The 14,675-nt window shown below is 67.3% G+C and carries 14 protein-coding genes and 2 pseudogenes; 12 read left to right on the plus strand and 4 right to left on the minus strand.

Annotated features, from left to right (window positions below; translation table 11 throughout):
- Positions 1 to 46: 46 nt before the first annotated feature.
- Positions 47 to 712: a 2-phospho-L-lactate guanylyltransferase gene (gene cofC / locus CYU59_RS23770; RefSeq protein ID WP_293003444.1), complete on the minus strand. Its 666-nt coding sequence runs from the start codon at positions 710 to 712 to the stop codon at positions 47 to 49.
- A 155-nt stretch (positions 713 to 867) separates the two neighbouring features.
- Between cofC and CYU59_RS23775 the strand changes: the two genes are divergently transcribed.
- Positions 868 to 1,869, plus strand: coding sequence for an NAD(P)H-dependent glycerol-3-phosphate dehydrogenase (locus CYU59_RS23775; protein ID WP_293003446.1), 1,002 nt, complete (start codon positions 868 to 870; stop codon positions 1,867 to 1,869).
- A gap of 56 nt (positions 1,870 to 1,925) precedes the next feature.
- Positions 1,926 to 3,047 (plus strand): D-alanine--D-alanine ligase family protein, encoded by a 1,122-nt coding sequence (locus CYU59_RS23780; protein WP_293003676.1) that lies wholly within the window; start codon positions 1,926 to 1,928, stop codon positions 3,045 to 3,047.
- On the opposite strand, the gene CYU59_RS23785 is transcribed toward CYU59_RS23780, so the two are convergent.
- The gene (locus CYU59_RS23785) at positions 3,048 to 3,569 is read right to left on the minus strand and encodes a DUF3515 domain-containing protein (RefSeq protein WP_293003448.1); all 522 of its coding nucleotides are present in this window, start codon (positions 3,567 to 3,569) and stop codon (positions 3,048 to 3,050) included.
- Positions 3,570 to 3,645: 76 nt separating this feature from the next.
- Between CYU59_RS23785 and CYU59_RS23790 the strand changes: the two genes are divergently transcribed.
- Together CYU59_RS23790 and CYU59_RS23795 are read left to right on the plus strand one after the other, a co-directional pair.
- Positions 3,646 to 4,611 (plus strand): thiamine-phosphate kinase, encoded by a 966-nt coding sequence (locus CYU59_RS23790; protein ID WP_293003450.1) that lies wholly within the window; start codon positions 3,646 to 3,648, stop codon positions 4,609 to 4,611.
- A 220-nt stretch (positions 4,612 to 4,831) separates the two neighbouring features.
- Entirely contained in the window at positions 4,832 to 5,515 is a 684-nt protein-coding gene (locus CYU59_RS23795) for a uracil-DNA glycosylase (protein WP_293003452.1), read from the plus strand.
- Positions 5,516 to 5,536: 21 nt separating this feature from the next.
- Here the strand turns inward: CYU59_RS23795 and rpmB are convergent, their stop codons facing one another.
- Positions 5,537 to 5,731: a 50S ribosomal protein L28 gene (rpmB, locus tag CYU59_RS23800; RefSeq protein ID WP_293003454.1), complete on the minus strand. Its 195-nt coding sequence runs from the start codon at positions 5,729 to 5,731 to the stop codon at positions 5,537 to 5,539.
- Positions 5,732 to 5,893: 162 nt separating this feature from the next.
- On the opposite strand from rpmB, the gene CYU59_RS23805 reads away from it, so the two are divergent.
- From CYU59_RS23805 to CYU59_RS23840, 8 genes and pseudogenes are all read left to right on the plus strand, one after another.
- Positions 5,894 to 7,594: a DAK2 domain-containing protein gene (locus tag CYU59_RS23805; RefSeq protein ID WP_293003456.1), complete on the plus strand. Its 1,701-nt coding sequence runs from the start codon at positions 5,894 to 5,896 to the stop codon at positions 7,592 to 7,594.
- Between the two features lie 2 nt (positions 7,595 to 7,596).
- Positions 7,597 to 9,819: an ATP-dependent DNA helicase RecG gene (gene recG / locus CYU59_RS23810; protein WP_293003458.1), complete on the plus strand. Its 2,223-nt coding sequence runs from the start codon at positions 7,597 to 7,599 to the stop codon at positions 9,817 to 9,819.
- Positions 9,816 to 10,010 (plus strand): hypothetical protein, encoded by a 195-nt coding sequence (locus CYU59_RS23815; protein ID WP_293003460.1) that lies wholly within the window; start codon positions 9,816 to 9,818, stop codon positions 10,008 to 10,010. Before recG ends, CYU59_RS23815 begins: the two co-directional genes overlap by 4 nt.
- Positions 10,007 to 10,279: pseudogene (locus CYU59_RS23820) on the plus strand (hypothetical protein); the annotation flags it as partial. The gene CYU59_RS23815 and the pseudogene CYU59_RS23820, both read left to right, overlap by 4 nt.
- A 68-nt stretch (positions 10,280 to 10,347) precedes the next feature.
- Positions 10,348 to 11,058, plus strand: coding sequence for an HNH endonuclease family protein (locus tag CYU59_RS23825; RefSeq protein ID WP_293003462.1), 711 nt, complete (start codon positions 10,348 to 10,350; stop codon positions 11,056 to 11,058).
- A gap of 461 nt (positions 11,059 to 11,519) precedes the next feature.
- Entirely contained in the window at positions 11,520 to 12,128 is a 609-nt protein-coding gene (locus CYU59_RS23830) for a TetR/AcrR family transcriptional regulator (RefSeq protein ID WP_293003464.1), read from the plus strand.
- Complete coding sequence (locus tag CYU59_RS23835) at positions 12,125 to 13,339, plus strand: NADH:flavin oxidoreductase (protein WP_293003466.1); 1,215 nt, start codon at positions 12,125 to 12,127, stop codon at positions 13,337 to 13,339. The genes CYU59_RS23830 and CYU59_RS23835 overlap by 4 nt, the downstream gene beginning before the upstream one ends.
- Complete coding sequence (locus CYU59_RS23840; RefSeq protein ID WP_293003468.1) at positions 13,332 to 14,159, plus strand: SDR family NAD(P)-dependent oxidoreductase; 828 nt, start codon at positions 13,332 to 13,334, stop codon at positions 14,157 to 14,159. The genes CYU59_RS23835 and CYU59_RS23840 overlap by 8 nt, the downstream gene beginning before the upstream one ends.
- Positions 14,160 to 14,278: 119 nt before the next feature.
- Here CYU59_RS23840 and CYU59_RS23845 read toward each other — a convergent pair.
- Positions 14,279 to 14,409 (minus strand): annotated as a pseudogene (locus CYU59_RS23845) (integrase core domain-containing protein); the annotation flags it as partial.
- Positions 14,410 to 14,675: the final 266 nt, after the last annotated feature.

A 14,675-nucleotide genomic window follows, 5' to 3' on the forward strand; every position in this document is an offset into this window, starting at 1 on the left:
CGACCGGCAACGGGACATTTGCCGTTGAGCCGGTGTTCACCGGTCGTTACCCCGCCTGGGACTCCGATCGTTCGAGCGCTGTCAAGGTGGCCGGCCCTATGCCGAGGCCACGCGCGATCGCCAGATCCTCGGGGGTATCGATATCGCAACGCAACCCCGGCCAGTCGCCGGTGAGTTCGGTTGCGCCTGAATTTCGGTGCAGGGCTGATGAATTCAGGCCGAACCGCGGGTCGAGTGCGGTTCCGAACGCACACAGCGCCGCGGTGCCCGTACCGGCCCGGTCGGCGACGAAGCTGCGCCGGTGCAGTCGCGCCTGCGCGATCGCCTCGCTGAGTTCACTGGTCTGCAGCGCAGGCAGATCTCCCTGTAGGACAACAATATTCGCGGTCGATTCGGCGACGACGCGCTCAGCCGCGGCGATCGCGTTGTTGAGCGGGTTCGGGTGGCCGTCACGTGTCGGATCGGCGAGCACGACGGCGCCGAGCTCGATCGCCGCCGCGGCCGCGACATCGTCCGGGGTGACCACGGTGATCAGACCGACCGAACTCACCTGCGCTGCGGCGGTGAGGGTGTCGACCAACATGCCCAGCACGATGTCCTCCCGGGCCGGCGGGGAGAACATCGGCGCGAGCCTAGTCTTGGCGGCGCTCAGACGCTTGACGGCCACGATCAGACCGACGTCTCCGTCGGCGCCGACTCTGCTGTGGCTCACCGCCCCATCCTGCCAGGGCCTAGCTCGCCCCCTCGTCGCTGAGCGTGGTTGCCTGGCCCAGCTACTTCTCAGGCCGTGCCGGCCTGCACCGTCGCTGAGCTACCGTGTAGCGCCGGGAGTTAGAGATCACTGACCAGACGGGACATTGCCGAACCATGCCCACCACGACAGCAGTAATGGGTTCCGGTGCGTGGGGCACGGCGCTGGCCAAGCTGCTGGCCGACGCCGGCGGTGAAGTCACCCTGTGGGCACGACGCTCCGACATTGCCGACCAGATCAACGAGACCCGGACCAACCCTGACTACGCACCTGGCGTGCGGTTGCCGGACGGCATCCATGCCACCGCCGACCCGGCCGAGGCGCTCAGCGCAGCCACGACGGTGCTGCTGGCAGTTCCCGCGCAGACGATGCGGAGCAATCTGGAGCAGTGGGCCGGCCTGGTGGCGCGGGGCGCGACCCTGGTCAGCGCGGCCAAGGGCATCGAGCTGGGCACGCTGATGCGGATGAGCCAGGTCATTGTCGCCGCCACGGGCGCCGATCCGTCGCAGGTCGCGGTGATCTCGGGGCCGAATCTCGCCAACGAAATCGTCGACCAGCAACCCACGGCCACCGTGATCGCCTGCCCCGATTCCGGCCGCGCCGTGGCCCTGCAGCGCATGCTGAACACCGCCTACTTCCGGCCCTACACCAACGCCGACGTGATCGGCACCGAAATCGGCGGCGCCTGCAAGAACGTGATCGCGCTGGCCTGCGGCATGGCGGCCGGGGTCGGCCTGGGCGAGAACACCGCGGCGGCGATCATCACCCGCGGTCTGGCCGAGATCATGCGATTCGGGATCGCCGTGGGCGCCAAGGGCGCGACGCTGGCGGGGCTGGCCGGCGTCGGCGATCTGGTCGCCACCTGCACCTCGCCGCGGTCCCGCAACCGCAGCTTCGGCGAGAGTCTGGGGCGGGGCGAAAGCATGGAGGCAGCCATGCGGGCCCGGGGCGGTCATGTCGTCGAAGGGGTCACCTCTTGCGAGTCGGTGCTGGCGCTGGCCTCCAGCTACGACGTCGAGATGCCGCTCACCGACGCCGTCCACCGGGTGTGCCACAAGGGGTTGTCGGTGGACCAGGCGGTGGTCGCGTTGCTGGGGCGCAGCACCAAGCCGGAATGAGCTCGTAACCAGCACCGCAACGCCAGACGGTAGCCTCACACGTTGTGAGCGCCCGTTTGCCGTCCAGCACTCCCGGTTCGGGGCGTGTCCGGGTCGCCGTCGTCTTCGGCGGACGCAGCAACGAGCACGCGATTTCATGCGTCTCCGCGGGCAGCATTCTGCGCAACCTCGACCCGGCCAGGTTCGAAGTCGTCGCGGTCGGCATCACCCCGGAAGGTTCGTGGGTGCTGACCGATGGCGATCCCGAAGCGTTGGCCATCGCCAACCGGCAGCTGCCGAACGTGACGTCGGACTCGGGCACCGAGCTGGCGTTGACCGCGGACCCGCGCCGTGCCGGTCAGCTGGTGTCGCTGGCGCCCGGAGGGGCCGAGGTGCTGGCATCGGTCGACGTGGTCTTCCCGGTCTTGCACGGGCCGTACGGCGAGGACGGCACCATCCAGGGCCTGCTCGAGCTGGCCGGTGTCCCATACGTCGGTGCCGGTGTGCTGGCCAGCGCGGCCGGAATGGACAAAGAGTTCACCAAGAAGCTGCTGGTGGCCGAAGGACTGCCGATCGGCGACTATGCGGTGCTGCGGCCGTCGGAGTCCTCGTTGCCGGCCGATCAGCTTGACCGACTGGGTCTTCCGGCGTTCGTCAAGCCTGCCCGCGGCGGCTCCTCGATCGGGGTCAGCCGGGTGGCCGGCCGCGCGGATTTGGCCGGGGCTATCGACCACGCCCGCAAGCACGACCCCAAGGTGATCATCGAGTCGGCGATCGTCGGTCGGGAGCTGGAATGCGGTGTGCTCGAATTCCCGGATGGCACAGTGCAAGCCAGCACCGTGGGGGAGATTCGTGTGGCTGGGGTCCGCGGACGCGAGGATTCCTTCTACGACTTCGCGACGAAGTACCTCGATGACGCCGCCGAGCTCGACGTGCCCGCGAAAATCGATGACGACGTCAGCGATGCGGTGCGCGACTTGGCAATTCGGGCGTTCAAGGCAATCGACGGCCGGGGTCTGGCGCGGGTGGACTTCTTCCTCACCGAGGACGGACCGGTGATCAACGAGGTCAACACGATGCCGGGCTTCACCACGATCTCGATGTATCCGCGGATGTGGGCGGCCAGCGGTGTGGATTATCAGAGTTTGTTGGCCACGATGGTGGACACCGCGTTGTCCCGGGGGACCGGCCTGGGCTGATCAGCCCCTCGACGGGTCGGCCGGGCGGGCCGGCAGGATTCGGTCGACCAGCTCGGAGATCTGCTGGATCGGCGTCGGCCCGGAGCCCTGCGGCAACGTCAGCGCCACGTAGACCTCCCGATCGACCGCGTACCAGGTGCTGCGCTGGTCCTGGCTGACTTCGAACCACTGCACCCGGTCGACAACTTGAATCGGGGATCCGACGACGAAATCCGACGGACGCTCGAGACCACACCGAAGCACGACGGGGTCACCCTTGCCGGCCGGCTGCCACGCCGCGGCGCCGACCGGAGCCGGCTGGACGACCTGGGCCCGGGTGTAGTCGCCGAGTTGCTGCGGCAGCGCGTCGGTCAGCTTCTGGCAGGAGGAATCGTGCGCATGCGGCGCGGGTACGGCGGCGATGACGGCCGGGGCCGTCCGGTGGCGGGTCGCCGCAACGGCCAGAATCACGCCGATCGTGCCGATCGCGATCACCAACGCGGTGATCAGCGCGGCCCGTGGCGGGCCATCGGAGTCGGCCATTCCCTCACCCTCTGCTCGGTCTCGGCGTTGTAGAACCTACCGTGGTTTCCAGACGGCGATCGGCGAGGAGGTGGGCGTGGACGGCAACGCCTCGGAACGCACACTCGGCGAGGTCGGCGAATTCGAGGTCATCGACCGCCTGACCCGGGGCCGGGCCGCGTTCGCCGGTGTGCTCGTCGGACCCGGTGACGACGGTGCGGTGGTGTCCAGCGGCGACGGGCGGGTCGTGGTGTCCACCGACATGCTGATCGAGGGCCGCCACTTTCGGCGGGACTGGTCGACGCCACACGACGTCGGCCGTAAAGCCATGGCGCAGAACGCTGCCGACATCGAAGCGATGGGCGGGAGGGTCACCGGGTTCGTCGTCGGCTTCGGTGCGCCGCACGATACGCCGGTCGCGCAGGTCGATGAGTTGTTCGACGGAATGTGGGCTGAGGCCGAGCGGATCGACGCAGCGATCGTCGGGGGAGACCTGGTCAGCAGCCCGCTGTGGGTGGTGTCGGTGACCGTGCTCGGCGACCTCGAAGGTCGTGCGCCGGTGTTGCGATCCGGCGCACGAGCCGATTCGCTGCTGGCTGTCGCCGGGCGCCTCGGATGTTCAGCTGCTGGATATGCGCTGTGGGACAACGGTATTGATCAGTTCGACGAGCTGCGGCAATGCCATGTGGTTCCACAACCGCCGTACCGCCAGGGTGTCGTTGCCGCCCAGGCGGGCGCTGAGGCGATGATCGACATCTCCGACGGGCTGGTCGGCGATCTGCGTCATGTCGCCGACGCGTCCGCCGTGACGGTCGACCTGAGCACCGAGGCGTTGAGCGTCGACCGTGATGCGTTGGCCGGCGCCGCCGCAGCGGTCGGGGCCGACGCGTGGGACTGGGTGCTCGGCGGCGGTGAGGACCACGCTCTGGTGGCGGCGTTCAGCGGTCGGGTCCCTCACGGTTGGCGGACGATCGGGCGGGTGCTCGACGGTCCGGCGGCTGTGCTCGTCGACGGGGCGTCGTGGGACGGTTACGCCGGGTGGCAGTCGTATTCCGAACGGTGAGGTGCGTGCAGGAGGGGCCGACGGGCGCGCAGTAGGGTGACCCGGTGGATGTATTCGTGACGAACGGACACAGGTCATTCGGGTGTCACCTGGATCGGAGGAGAACAGTTTCGAAGTCCCTTGCCGATCAGGCTGAATCTCGAACCTGGTTGAAATCAACTGAGTGCCATGGTATTTCGCTCGACTGTGCCCGCCACGCCGTCTCCGCGAGGGGATCGGCGTGACCGCTAAGCCTTTGCGCGATCTCGTCGACGAGGGCTGGGCCACCGCGTTGCAGCCGGTCGAGGATCAGGTCGCCAAGATGGGACAGTTTCTCCGAGAGGAAATCGCATCCGGTCGCGGCTACCTGCCCGCTGGGGAGAACGTGTTGCGCGCGTTCACTTTTCCGTTCGACAAGGTACGGGTGCTGATCGTGGGCCAAGATCCCTATCCGACGCCCGGGCACGCTGTCGGCCTCAGCTTCTCGGTGGCCGCCGACGTGCGACCGTTGCCGCGCAGCCTGGAGAACATCTTTCGCGAATACGCCAGCGATCTGGAGTTTCCGGCGCCTGGCAACGGCGACCTCACGCCGTGGGCGCAGCGCGGGGTGATGATGCTCAACAGAGTGCTCACGGTCCAGCCGGGTAATTCGGCATCCCATCGCGGCAAAGGCTGGGAGGGCGTCACCGAGCACGCGATTCGCGCGTTGGTGGAACGTCAACAGCCGATGGTCGCCATCCTGTGGGGGCGCGACGCGTCGACGCTCAAGCCGATGCTGACAGGAAGCGACTGCCGGTCGATCGAATCGCCCCATCCCTCGCCGCTGTCGGCATCACGGGGGTTCTTCGGATCGCGCCCGTTCACCCGCGCCAACGAGTTGCTGGCCCAGATGGGCGCCGAGCCGATCGATTGGCGGCTGCCGTAGCAGCCGGTGGATCGGCGGGTTCTAGCCTCGGACGATCTTGCCGGCCTTGATGCACGACGTGCATACGTTGACACGGTGCTTGTTGCCGCCGGGACGGTCGGCGACCCGGACGCTCTGGATGTTGGGATCCCACCGGCGGCTGGTCCGGCGATGGGAGTGCGACACCGACTTACCGAAGCCGGGGGCCTTCCCGCAGATATCGCAGACGGCAGCCATAGGTGAAACTCCTCAGACTCTGGGGCCAACAACCAAGCGACGGGTGGCCCGACGACCTGGCAAGAATAGCTGCCGCCGGGCAGAACTGCCAAAACCATCAACAAACGGCCGGTGTCTCGTCACCTGTGCTGTCGCCGCGAGTGGATAGGCTGGCGCGCACCGATGGCGGCGCGAGGAGGTGGGATTCCGGTGGGGTCGGGGCTGACTGAGCCAACTCGTGCGCTGAATGCGTCCGCGTTGCGGGACTGGGCGCACACCGCGGTCGGCGACCTCATCACCCACATCGACGAGATCAACCGCCTCAACGTGTTCCCGGTCGCCGACGCTGACACCGGCGTCAACATGCTGTTCACCATGCGTTCGGCGCTGGCCGAGGCCAACACCGAGGCGAAATCCGCCGACGTGGTCAAGACCGCGGCGGCCCTCTCCTCGGGCGCGTTGAACGGCGCCCGGGGCAACTCCGGGGTGATCCTGTCGCAGATTCTGCGCGGCATCGCCGACGTCACCGCCCGGGCGGCTGCCGACTCAGACGGGCACCTGCCCGAAATCGACGCCGCGTTGTTCGGCGCAGCGCTGCACCGCGGGGTCGAACTCGTCGTCGCCTCGATGGGCGGTCGTGAGGTCAAGGGCACGATCGTGTCGGTGCTCAAAGCCGCCGGCGAGGCCGTCGACAAGGCTGCCGAGGCCGGGAGTGGGCTGGCGCAGGCTGTCACCGCCGCCGGTGACGCAGCGGTGGTCGCCCTGGAGAAAACGCCCGACCAGCTCGATGTGCTCGGCGATGCGGGCGTGGTCGATGCCGGCGGCCGTGGCCTGCTGGTTCTGCTCGACGCGCTGCGCTCGACGCTCACCGGTCAGGCGCCCAGCCGCAAGGTCTACGACCCGGCCCCGCGACGGCAGGCAGTTGAGCTGCCGGCGCAACCGCCCGCGCCACAATTCGAGGTGATGTACCTGCTGGGCGGGTGCGACGACGAGGGAGCCGACCAGCTGCGTGAGCGCCTGGACGAGCTCGGCGAATCGGTCGCCATCGCGACGTCCGGTGTCGTCGGGGGCTACTCGGTCCACGTCCATACCGACGACGCCGGCGCGGCGATCGAAGCCGGCCTGGTTTTCGGGAACCCCCGCCGGATCCAGATCTCGATGCTGACCAGCGGTACCAGTGGATTGCCGCCGGGCAGCTGGACGCGGGAGCGTGCGGTGCTGGCCATGGTCGACGGTGACGGCGCCGCCGAATTGTTCGCCGACGAAGGCGCCTGCGTGCTGCGGCCCGACCCGCTCGCCGAAGATCCGGCCACGGTCATCACCGCTCAGCAGCTGTTGCGCGCGGTCGTCGATACCGGGGCGGCGCAGGTCATGGTGCTGCCCAACGGTTACGTACCGGCCGAAGAACTGGTGGCCGGCTGCACCGCAGCCATCGGCTGGGGCATCGACGTGGTGCCGCTGCCCACCGGCTCGATGGTGCAGGGCCTGGCCGCGCTGGCGGTTCACGAACCGGGCCGCCAAGCCGTCGACGACGGCTACACGATGGCCCGGGCAGCGGGCAGTGCCCGGCACGGGGCGGTGCGGGTCGCGACCGAAACCGCGTTGACCTGGGCCGGCGCCTGCGAGCCGGGCAACGGGCTGGGCGTCGCGGGCGACGAGGTCTTGATCGTGGCTCCCGATGTCGCGGGGGCCGCAACCGGGCTGATCGACCTGTTTCTCGGCGCCGGTGGTGAGTTGATCACCGTGCTGGCCGGCGATGGCGTGGACGTCGACTCCGTCGAGGCCGCCTTGCGTCGTCACGTCCACGATCACCACCTCGGAATCGAGCTCGCGATCTACCGCACCGAGCACCGTGGTGACGCGTTGCTGATCGGGGTCGAGTGACCATGGCATCGCTCACCGACCGCCTGGACTACGTCCTCGGCGCCAAGGCCGCCGGCCCACTCTACGACGTGTTCGGCATCCGCACTGTCGACGACCTGCTTCGCCACTACCCGCGCAGCTACGTCGTCGGCGCCTCGGTCCGCGGCACCGATGACGAGCAACCGCCCGAGGGTGAACACGTCACCCTGGTCGACGAAATCACCGACACCGCTTTACTGCCGATCCGAAACCGACCTAAAGACAAGCTGTTTCGTGTCACTCTGGGATCTGGCCGCGGCAAGGTCACCGCCACGTTCTTTCATCCAAAGAAATGGATCACCGACCAGCTGTCCAAGGGCACCCGCGTCATGCTGTCCGGGGAAGTCGGCTACTTCCGCAACGCGATGCAGCTCACCCATCCCGACTTTTTGGTGCTCGACAGCGCTGACGGTCGCAACCACGGCAGCCGGTCGCTGAAGATGATCGCTGAGGCATCGCAGGCGGTGAGCGGGGAAGTGCTGCAGGAAGCCTTCGAACGCACCTTCTACCCGATCTACCCGGCCAGTGCGAAGCTGCAGAGCTGGGACATTTTCAACTGCGTGCGGCAGGTGCTCGAGGTGCTCGACCCGGTCGCCGACCCGCTACCCGAAAAGCTCTGTGCCGAACACAATTTACTATCCGAAGACGAGGCGCTGCGGGCAATCCACCTCGCCGAGAGCGACGCCGATCGGCGACGAGCGCGTGAGCGGTTGGCCTTCGACGAGGCAGTCGGCCTGCAATGGGCGCTGGTGAGCCGGCGCCACGGCGAACTCGCGCAGTCCGGGCCGGTGGCGCCCTCCGCGCCCGAAGGCCTCAAACACGAACTGCTGCATCGCTTGCCGTTCGATCTGACCGCCGGTCAATGTGAGGTGCTCGACGTGCTCTCCGCTGAGCTCGCGGCGAGCCGGCCGATGAACCGGCTCCTCCAGGGTGAAGTCGGCTCGGGCAAAACCATCGTGTCGGTGTTGGCGATGCTGCAGATGGTCGATGCCGGATACCAGTGTGCGCTTCTTGCGCCCACCGAAGTACTTGCCGCGCAACATCTTCGATCGATCAGCGATGTACTGGGATCGCTGGCGATGGGCGGCCAACTCGGCGGACAGGACAATGCCACCAGGCTGGCGTTGCTGACCGGTTCGATGTCGCAGGCCCAGAAGAAGCAGGTGCGTGCCGAAATCGCCGGCGGTGAGGTCGGCATCGTCGTCGGCACGCACGCCTTGCTACAAGACACCGTCGAGTTCCACAAGCTCGGTATGGTGGTCGTCGACGAGCAGCACCGCTTCGGTGTCGAGCAGCGAGACCAGTTGCGGGCCAAAGCGCCTGCCGGCGTAACGCCGCATCTGCTGGTGATGACCGCGACCCCGATACCGCGGACCGTGGCCCTGACCGTATTCGGCGACCTCGAAACGTCGACGTTGCGCGAGCTGCCCCGGGGTAGGCAGCCGATCACCACCACCGCGATCTTCGTCAAGGAGAAGCCGGCCTGGCTGGACCGGGCCTGGCATCGGATCATCGAGGAGGTGCGCGAGGGCCGGCAGGCCTACGTGGTGGCTCCCCGAATCGACGACTCCGACAGCGGCGGTCAGAGCGAGAATGACCAAAGACCCTCGGCGACAGTCGAAGAGCTCTATGCGCGGCTTGGTCAAGAACAGCTGGCCGGGCTCCGGCTGGGACTCATGCACGGACGGTTGAGCGGTGACGAGAAGGACGCTGTGATGACGGCGTTCCGCGCCCGCGAAATCGACGTGCTGGTCTGCACCACGGTCATCGAGGTCGGCGTCGACGTTCCCAACGCGACGGTGATGCTGGTGATGGATGCCGACCGCTTCGGGATCAGCCAGCTGCACCAACTGCGTGGCCGTATCGGGCGGGGCCAGCACGCCAGCATCTGCCTGCTGGCCAGTTGGATGGCCCCGCACTCACGTGCCGGCCGCCGGCTGACCGCGGTCGCCGGGACGCTGGACGGGTTCGAGCTCGCCGATCTCGATCTGCAGGAACGGCGTGAGGGAGATGTGCTGGGCCGCAGCCAGTCCGGACGCGCGATCACGCTGCGACTGCTGTCGCTGATCGACCATCGGGAGGTCATCGAAGCGGCCCGCGATTTCTGCGAGCAGGTTTACGACGATTCACGCGCCCACGCCGGGCTGGCGCTGCTGGCGGCACCGTTCACCGGCAACGAGCGCATCGAGTTCCTGGACAAGTCGTGACTGCCGGCGACGATGCGGGTGGTCCCGAGGAGGAGCGGCGCAGTTGCACCGCCGGCGACGATGCGGGTGGTCCCGAGGAGGAGCGGCGCAGATGCACCGCCGGCGACGATGCGGGTGGTCCCGAGGAGGAGCGGCGCAGATGCACCGCCGGCGACGATGCGGGTGGTCCCGAGGAGGAGCGGCGCAAGTGACCCGCAAACGGTGGCTGTGGCTGTCAGCGACTGCGCTTCTCACCGTGCTGGTGGCCTACCAGGCGGTGATCACCTCCACCGGGGACCGCACCCGGGAGTTCGCTGCCCGCGCCGACGTACCGACCGTTCAGCCCGGCGTCGACGTGCTGGGCGGAATCACCGTGGTGCCGTGGCGGACTCGGCACTACGACTACCGCCGGGCGGCGTTCGGCGACGCCTGGACCGACGACAACGACGCCCCCGGTGGTCACAACGGATGCGACACCCGCTTCCTTGGGGGGTTTGACGTGTTGCGTGAGACGTTACAAGAAGTCGGTTTCAAGCAGGGAACCCTCCGATGAGTCGGGCGAGGCTGGCGTGGTCGGGTGCAGCTGCCGTTCTGGCGGTTGTGGTGGCCGTCCAAACGGTGATCTCGTCGACAGGGCCGTCGACGTTGATTGCCGGGGCGGATCTACCGACGGTGACTGCTGGCGTCGATGTTCTGGCTGGAGTTCCGGTGGTGCCGGTCCGTGTCCGTCATGGGGACTATCGCCGCGCGGCGTTCGGAGAGGCGTGGACTGATGACACCGATGCGCCTGGCGGACATAACCTGTGCGATACGAGGAACGACATCCTCGATCGCGATTTGATCGACAAGACCTATGTGGCGATCAGTCGTTGCCCTCGTGCGGTGGCCACGGGTGTTCTGCATGATCCATACACAAGTACGACGGTAAACTTCCAGCGCGGCAACAAGACTGGTGCGGCCATACAGATCGAGCACATCGTGCCGCTGGCCTATTCATGGGATCAGGGTGCATGGGCATGGCCGGAATCGTTGCGCGTCCGGTTCGCCAACGATCCCGCCAATCTCCTGGCGGTGCAGGGGCAGGCGAACCAGGACAAGGGCGATAAAGAGCCGGCGTCGTGGATGCCGCCGAACGCCGCGTTTCACTGCCAGTACGCGATGCAGTTCATCGCGGTGATGCGGGGCTACGGGTTGGCTGTTGATGAACCGTCGGTGCCGGTGTTGCGTGACGCGGCAGCGACATGTCCGAGCAGCCGATGAGGGAGGCGTTATTCGGAGTGCGATATGGCCGTGTACTGGACGGTTGGTGAATCGATTTCGGTAGCACGGATCTGCACGGGCTTCCTCGACCTGCATGCGGGCAATCCGCTCGATGCATTCGGCGAGCCCGGCCAGCGGGACCGGCCACAGATTCGCTGGCGAGGTGTCCTCATCCACCCCCGAAGGATTTCTCGCCGGCAGCGCCGCGCGTATCGGTGAGCAGAATCGGCTCGCCAGGCACGATGCGACCGCCGCGACCGCCGCGACTCGCAGCTGGTTCGGCGAAGACAACCGACACGGGCGAACACTCAACCCATGGGATCCCGAGCTCAGCCAGGCGGCTGGTCAGCCACCAGTGGCGATCTGCACGAGAGCCCTGCCTCAGCCAGAAGCGAAGCCACGATGCAACCAATGCCCAACATTGCTTGAATCAGTGATGGAAACAGTGATTGAATGGCTGAGTGCCCACTGAGAGCCTCGCGAAGTCGCCCGTTCGTGCAAGGCTGATCGATGCAACCGAGGAGCTGCTCCTCACCACGTCGTATGAGGATCTCTCGGTCCGTGCGGTTTGTGCCCGTGCCGATGCCAACGTCGCGGCAGTGCGGTACCACTTCGGATCGAAGGCCGCGTTGGTCGCGGCAGTCCTCCAGGACCGGCTCGGCCCCCTGTGGACTGACCGGCTCCGCGATCTGGTGGCAGACGTGGGCAACGTGGACGTTGCCACGTGTGTCGAGGCGATCGTCGCGCCCCTGCGTGGTTTGGCGGCAGACCCGGTCGGTCAGGTGCGACTCCATTTGTTGACGCGCATCTTGTTCGCTCCCGGGCCACAGCCGTGGACGAATGAGTGGTTCGCACTCAGTCCCTTCGTTGGGCTGGTCCGCCGTGCGTGTCCGGAGATTGCCGACGATGAGCTCGCACGGCGATGGGTGCTCGCCTTCCGGCTCATCCTGCTCGAGTTCGGCAATCCGATCGTCCGACGTTCCGCTCCGGCCGAGGACGACGTCAAAGCGATGGTCAGGTTCGTCGTTGCCGGTTTGACTGCCGACAGTAGCGGGGTGCAGGAGCGGTGAGTGAGGCAACGAGCCGCGTGGTGAGCCCACCGAGCAGCATCTTCACGTCGGCCGACCTCGGTCCGCTGCGTCTGCGGAACCGCGTGCTGAAGGCGGCGACGTTCGAAGGCAGAACACCCGACGCAGTGGTCACCGACGAGCTGATCGACTTCCACGTCGCCCACGCCGAGGGTGGGGTGGCTATGACGACCGTGGCCTATTGTGCGGTGTCCGAGGCAGGGCGCACCGATCGGCACCAGATCTGGATGCGTCCGGAAGCAGTGCCCGGTCTGCGCCGACTGGCCTCGGCGGTGCATGCCACCGGGGCCCTTGTCTCCGCGCAGATCGGCCACGCCGGCCCGGTCGCCAACGCCGCCTCCAACCGCCTCCCGGCGATCGCACCGTCTCGATTGTTCAGCCCGCTCGGGATGGCGATTGTTCAGCGACCCGACGCGGGGGGTGTCCGGGCCATCGTTCGCGCGCACGCCGAAGCGGCACGTTACGCCGTGGAAGCCGAGTTCGACGCCGTCGAGGTGCATTTCGGCCACAACTATCTCGTGAGTGCGTTTATGAGCCCACTGCTCAATCGCCGACGTGACGGCTACGGGGGCGACACTCTGTCGCGCGCTCGCTTGGCGCGCGAGATCTCCGAGGCGATTCGCCTCGAAGTGGGCGATCAGATAGCGGTCATCGCGAAGCTCAACATGGACGATGGGGTGCCGGGTGGATTGCGACCCGACGAGAGCATCCGCGTCGCCCAGCTGCTCGAGCAGGACGGTTACCTCGACGCTCTCGAACTGACAGTTGGGAGCTCACTCCTCAACCCGATGTACTACTTCCGGGGGGCCGCTCCTCGTCGCGAGATGGCCGCGACCATGCCACCCCCGGTCGGCGCAGGCATGCGCCTGGTGGGGCGCGCCTTCCTTCGTGAGTACCCCTACGAGCCGATGTATCTGATGGAGACGGCCCGGCGGTTCCGCCGTCAGCTTGCGATGCCCCTGGTCTACCTCGGCGGCGTCACGGACGCTGAAGGGATGGACGCTGCCCTCGCGGCGGGCTTCGAGTACGTCGCCATGGGGCGGGCGTTGCTCCGCGAGCCGGACCTGCTGCGCCGAATCGCTCGGGACTCGTCGGTCCGGTCCGCCTGCATCCACTGCAACAAGTGCATGCCGACGATCTTCACGCGCACTCGCTGTCCCTTCATCCCTGTTCAGAGAGATCGACGTGCGTGAACTCACAGGCCGCGTCGCGGTCGTCACCGGCGCAGGCGGGGGGATCGGTCGGGAGGTCGCGCTCGAACTCGCCCGTCGCGGCTGTGCAGTTGCAGTGGTCGATGTTCGGCGCGAAAGGGCCGAGGCCACTCGAGACCTGTTGCTCGACAGCGGGATCGACGCGTCCGCTCACCTCGTCGACGTCTCGGACGCCGATCAAATGGCGGACCTTGTCGGCGAGGTGGTCGCGCACCATGGAGCGGTGCACATCCTCGTCAACAACGCCGGTGTCACGTCGGCGGGTTCCTTCACCAAGGAGTCGCTCGACGATCTGCGCTGGATCGTGGGCATCAACCTTTGGGGTGTCGTCCACGGCTGCCACGCCTTCCTGCCGGTGCTCCTCGAGCAGGACGAGGCGCACATCGTGAACGTGTCCAGCATGGTGGGCATTCTCGGCCTCCCGCACAACGCGTCGTACGCCATGACCAAGGGAGCGGTCCGGTCGTTCTCGGAGGCGCTGCGCGGTGAACTGGTCTCCACGGACGTCGGACTCACGACCGTCTTCCCGGGTGCGCATCGCACTGGCATTACCGACACGGCGCGCGGAAGCCACCGGGACCTCTTGTCCCAGATGGGGTCGTCGCGGATCGCGCCAGTTGCCATGCGATCGCCAGCGCGCCTGGCGCGCCGCATCGTCGATGCCATCGCGAAGGACAAGGCCCGGGTCGTCGCCGGCCCGGACGCCCACGCCCTTGACCTGTGGGCCCGGGTCGCCCCCGGCCGGACCCGCCTGATCGGCAGGTTCACGGGCCGGATGGAAGCTAGTGCGTATGGCGACTGATCAAACCCGTGGACCTGGTTCACGGCGAACGAGCGTCGTCCATCGGTGGGTTCAGCCGGGGCTGAGGGTAAGCAGCCCAGCGATGAATGCCAGCGATGGTGGTTGAACTCGTGCTTTCAGTCGCCGATGTCGACGCGGGCCTGGGCCAGCGACCAGAAGCTGTTGATGTTAAGGCATTCGTAGAGATACGGGAGTTGAACGATTCGACGTAGCCGTTGCGCCACAGTTCGCCCCGGGGGACTAAGTGAATAGCCGATGATGCTGCGCTCGACCATATTGGACCAGCGAGCTCGCGTACTCGGAGTGGGTGGTGGCCCGATGTCGACGTTGTACACGTCCACGACCCGCAACACCGTCGCGGTGGTCGCTACGGGTTCGGCGCGTGCGGAGGAGCCCAGCGGCATCGATTAGATGAGGACGAGCGCGGTCAGGGCCACGGCCGGGAACGCTTCGCCAAGCCAGTCGTGCGGGGCGGCGACACTTTGCGGGCGGTTGGAGGCGGCGGGTCCTGGGCGG

The organism is Mycobacterium sp., assembly GCF_002863225.1.
In the GTDB taxonomy this organism is placed as follows: Bacteria; Actinomycetota; Actinomycetes; order Mycobacteriales; family Mycobacteriaceae; genus Mycobacterium.

Bases quoted from the DNA above. Each gene is read 5' to 3' on its own strand.
- CYU59_RS23825 (WP_293003462.1), top strand. From the start codon at position 10,348: ATGAGTCGGGCGAGGCTGGCGTGGTCGGGTGCAGCTGCCGTTCTGGCG.
- recG (WP_293003458.1), top strand. From the start codon at position 7,597: ATGGCATCGCTCACCGACCGCCTGGACTACGTCCTCGGCGCCAAGGCC.
- CYU59_RS23805 (WP_293003456.1), top strand. From the start codon at position 5,894: ATGGCGGCGCGAGGAGGTGGGATTCCGGTGGGGTCGGGGCTGACTGAG.
- rpmB (WP_293003454.1), bottom strand. From the start codon at position 5,731: ATGGCTGCCGTCTGCGATATCTGCGGGAAGGCCCCCGGCTTCGGTAAG.
- CYU59_RS23785 (WP_293003448.1), bottom strand. From the start codon at position 3,569: ATGGCCGACTCCGATGGCCCGCCACGGGCCGCGCTGATCACCGCGTTG.
- CYU59_RS23775 (WP_293003446.1), top strand. From the start codon at position 868: ATGCCCACCACGACAGCAGTAATGGGTTCCGGTGCGTGGGGCACGGCG.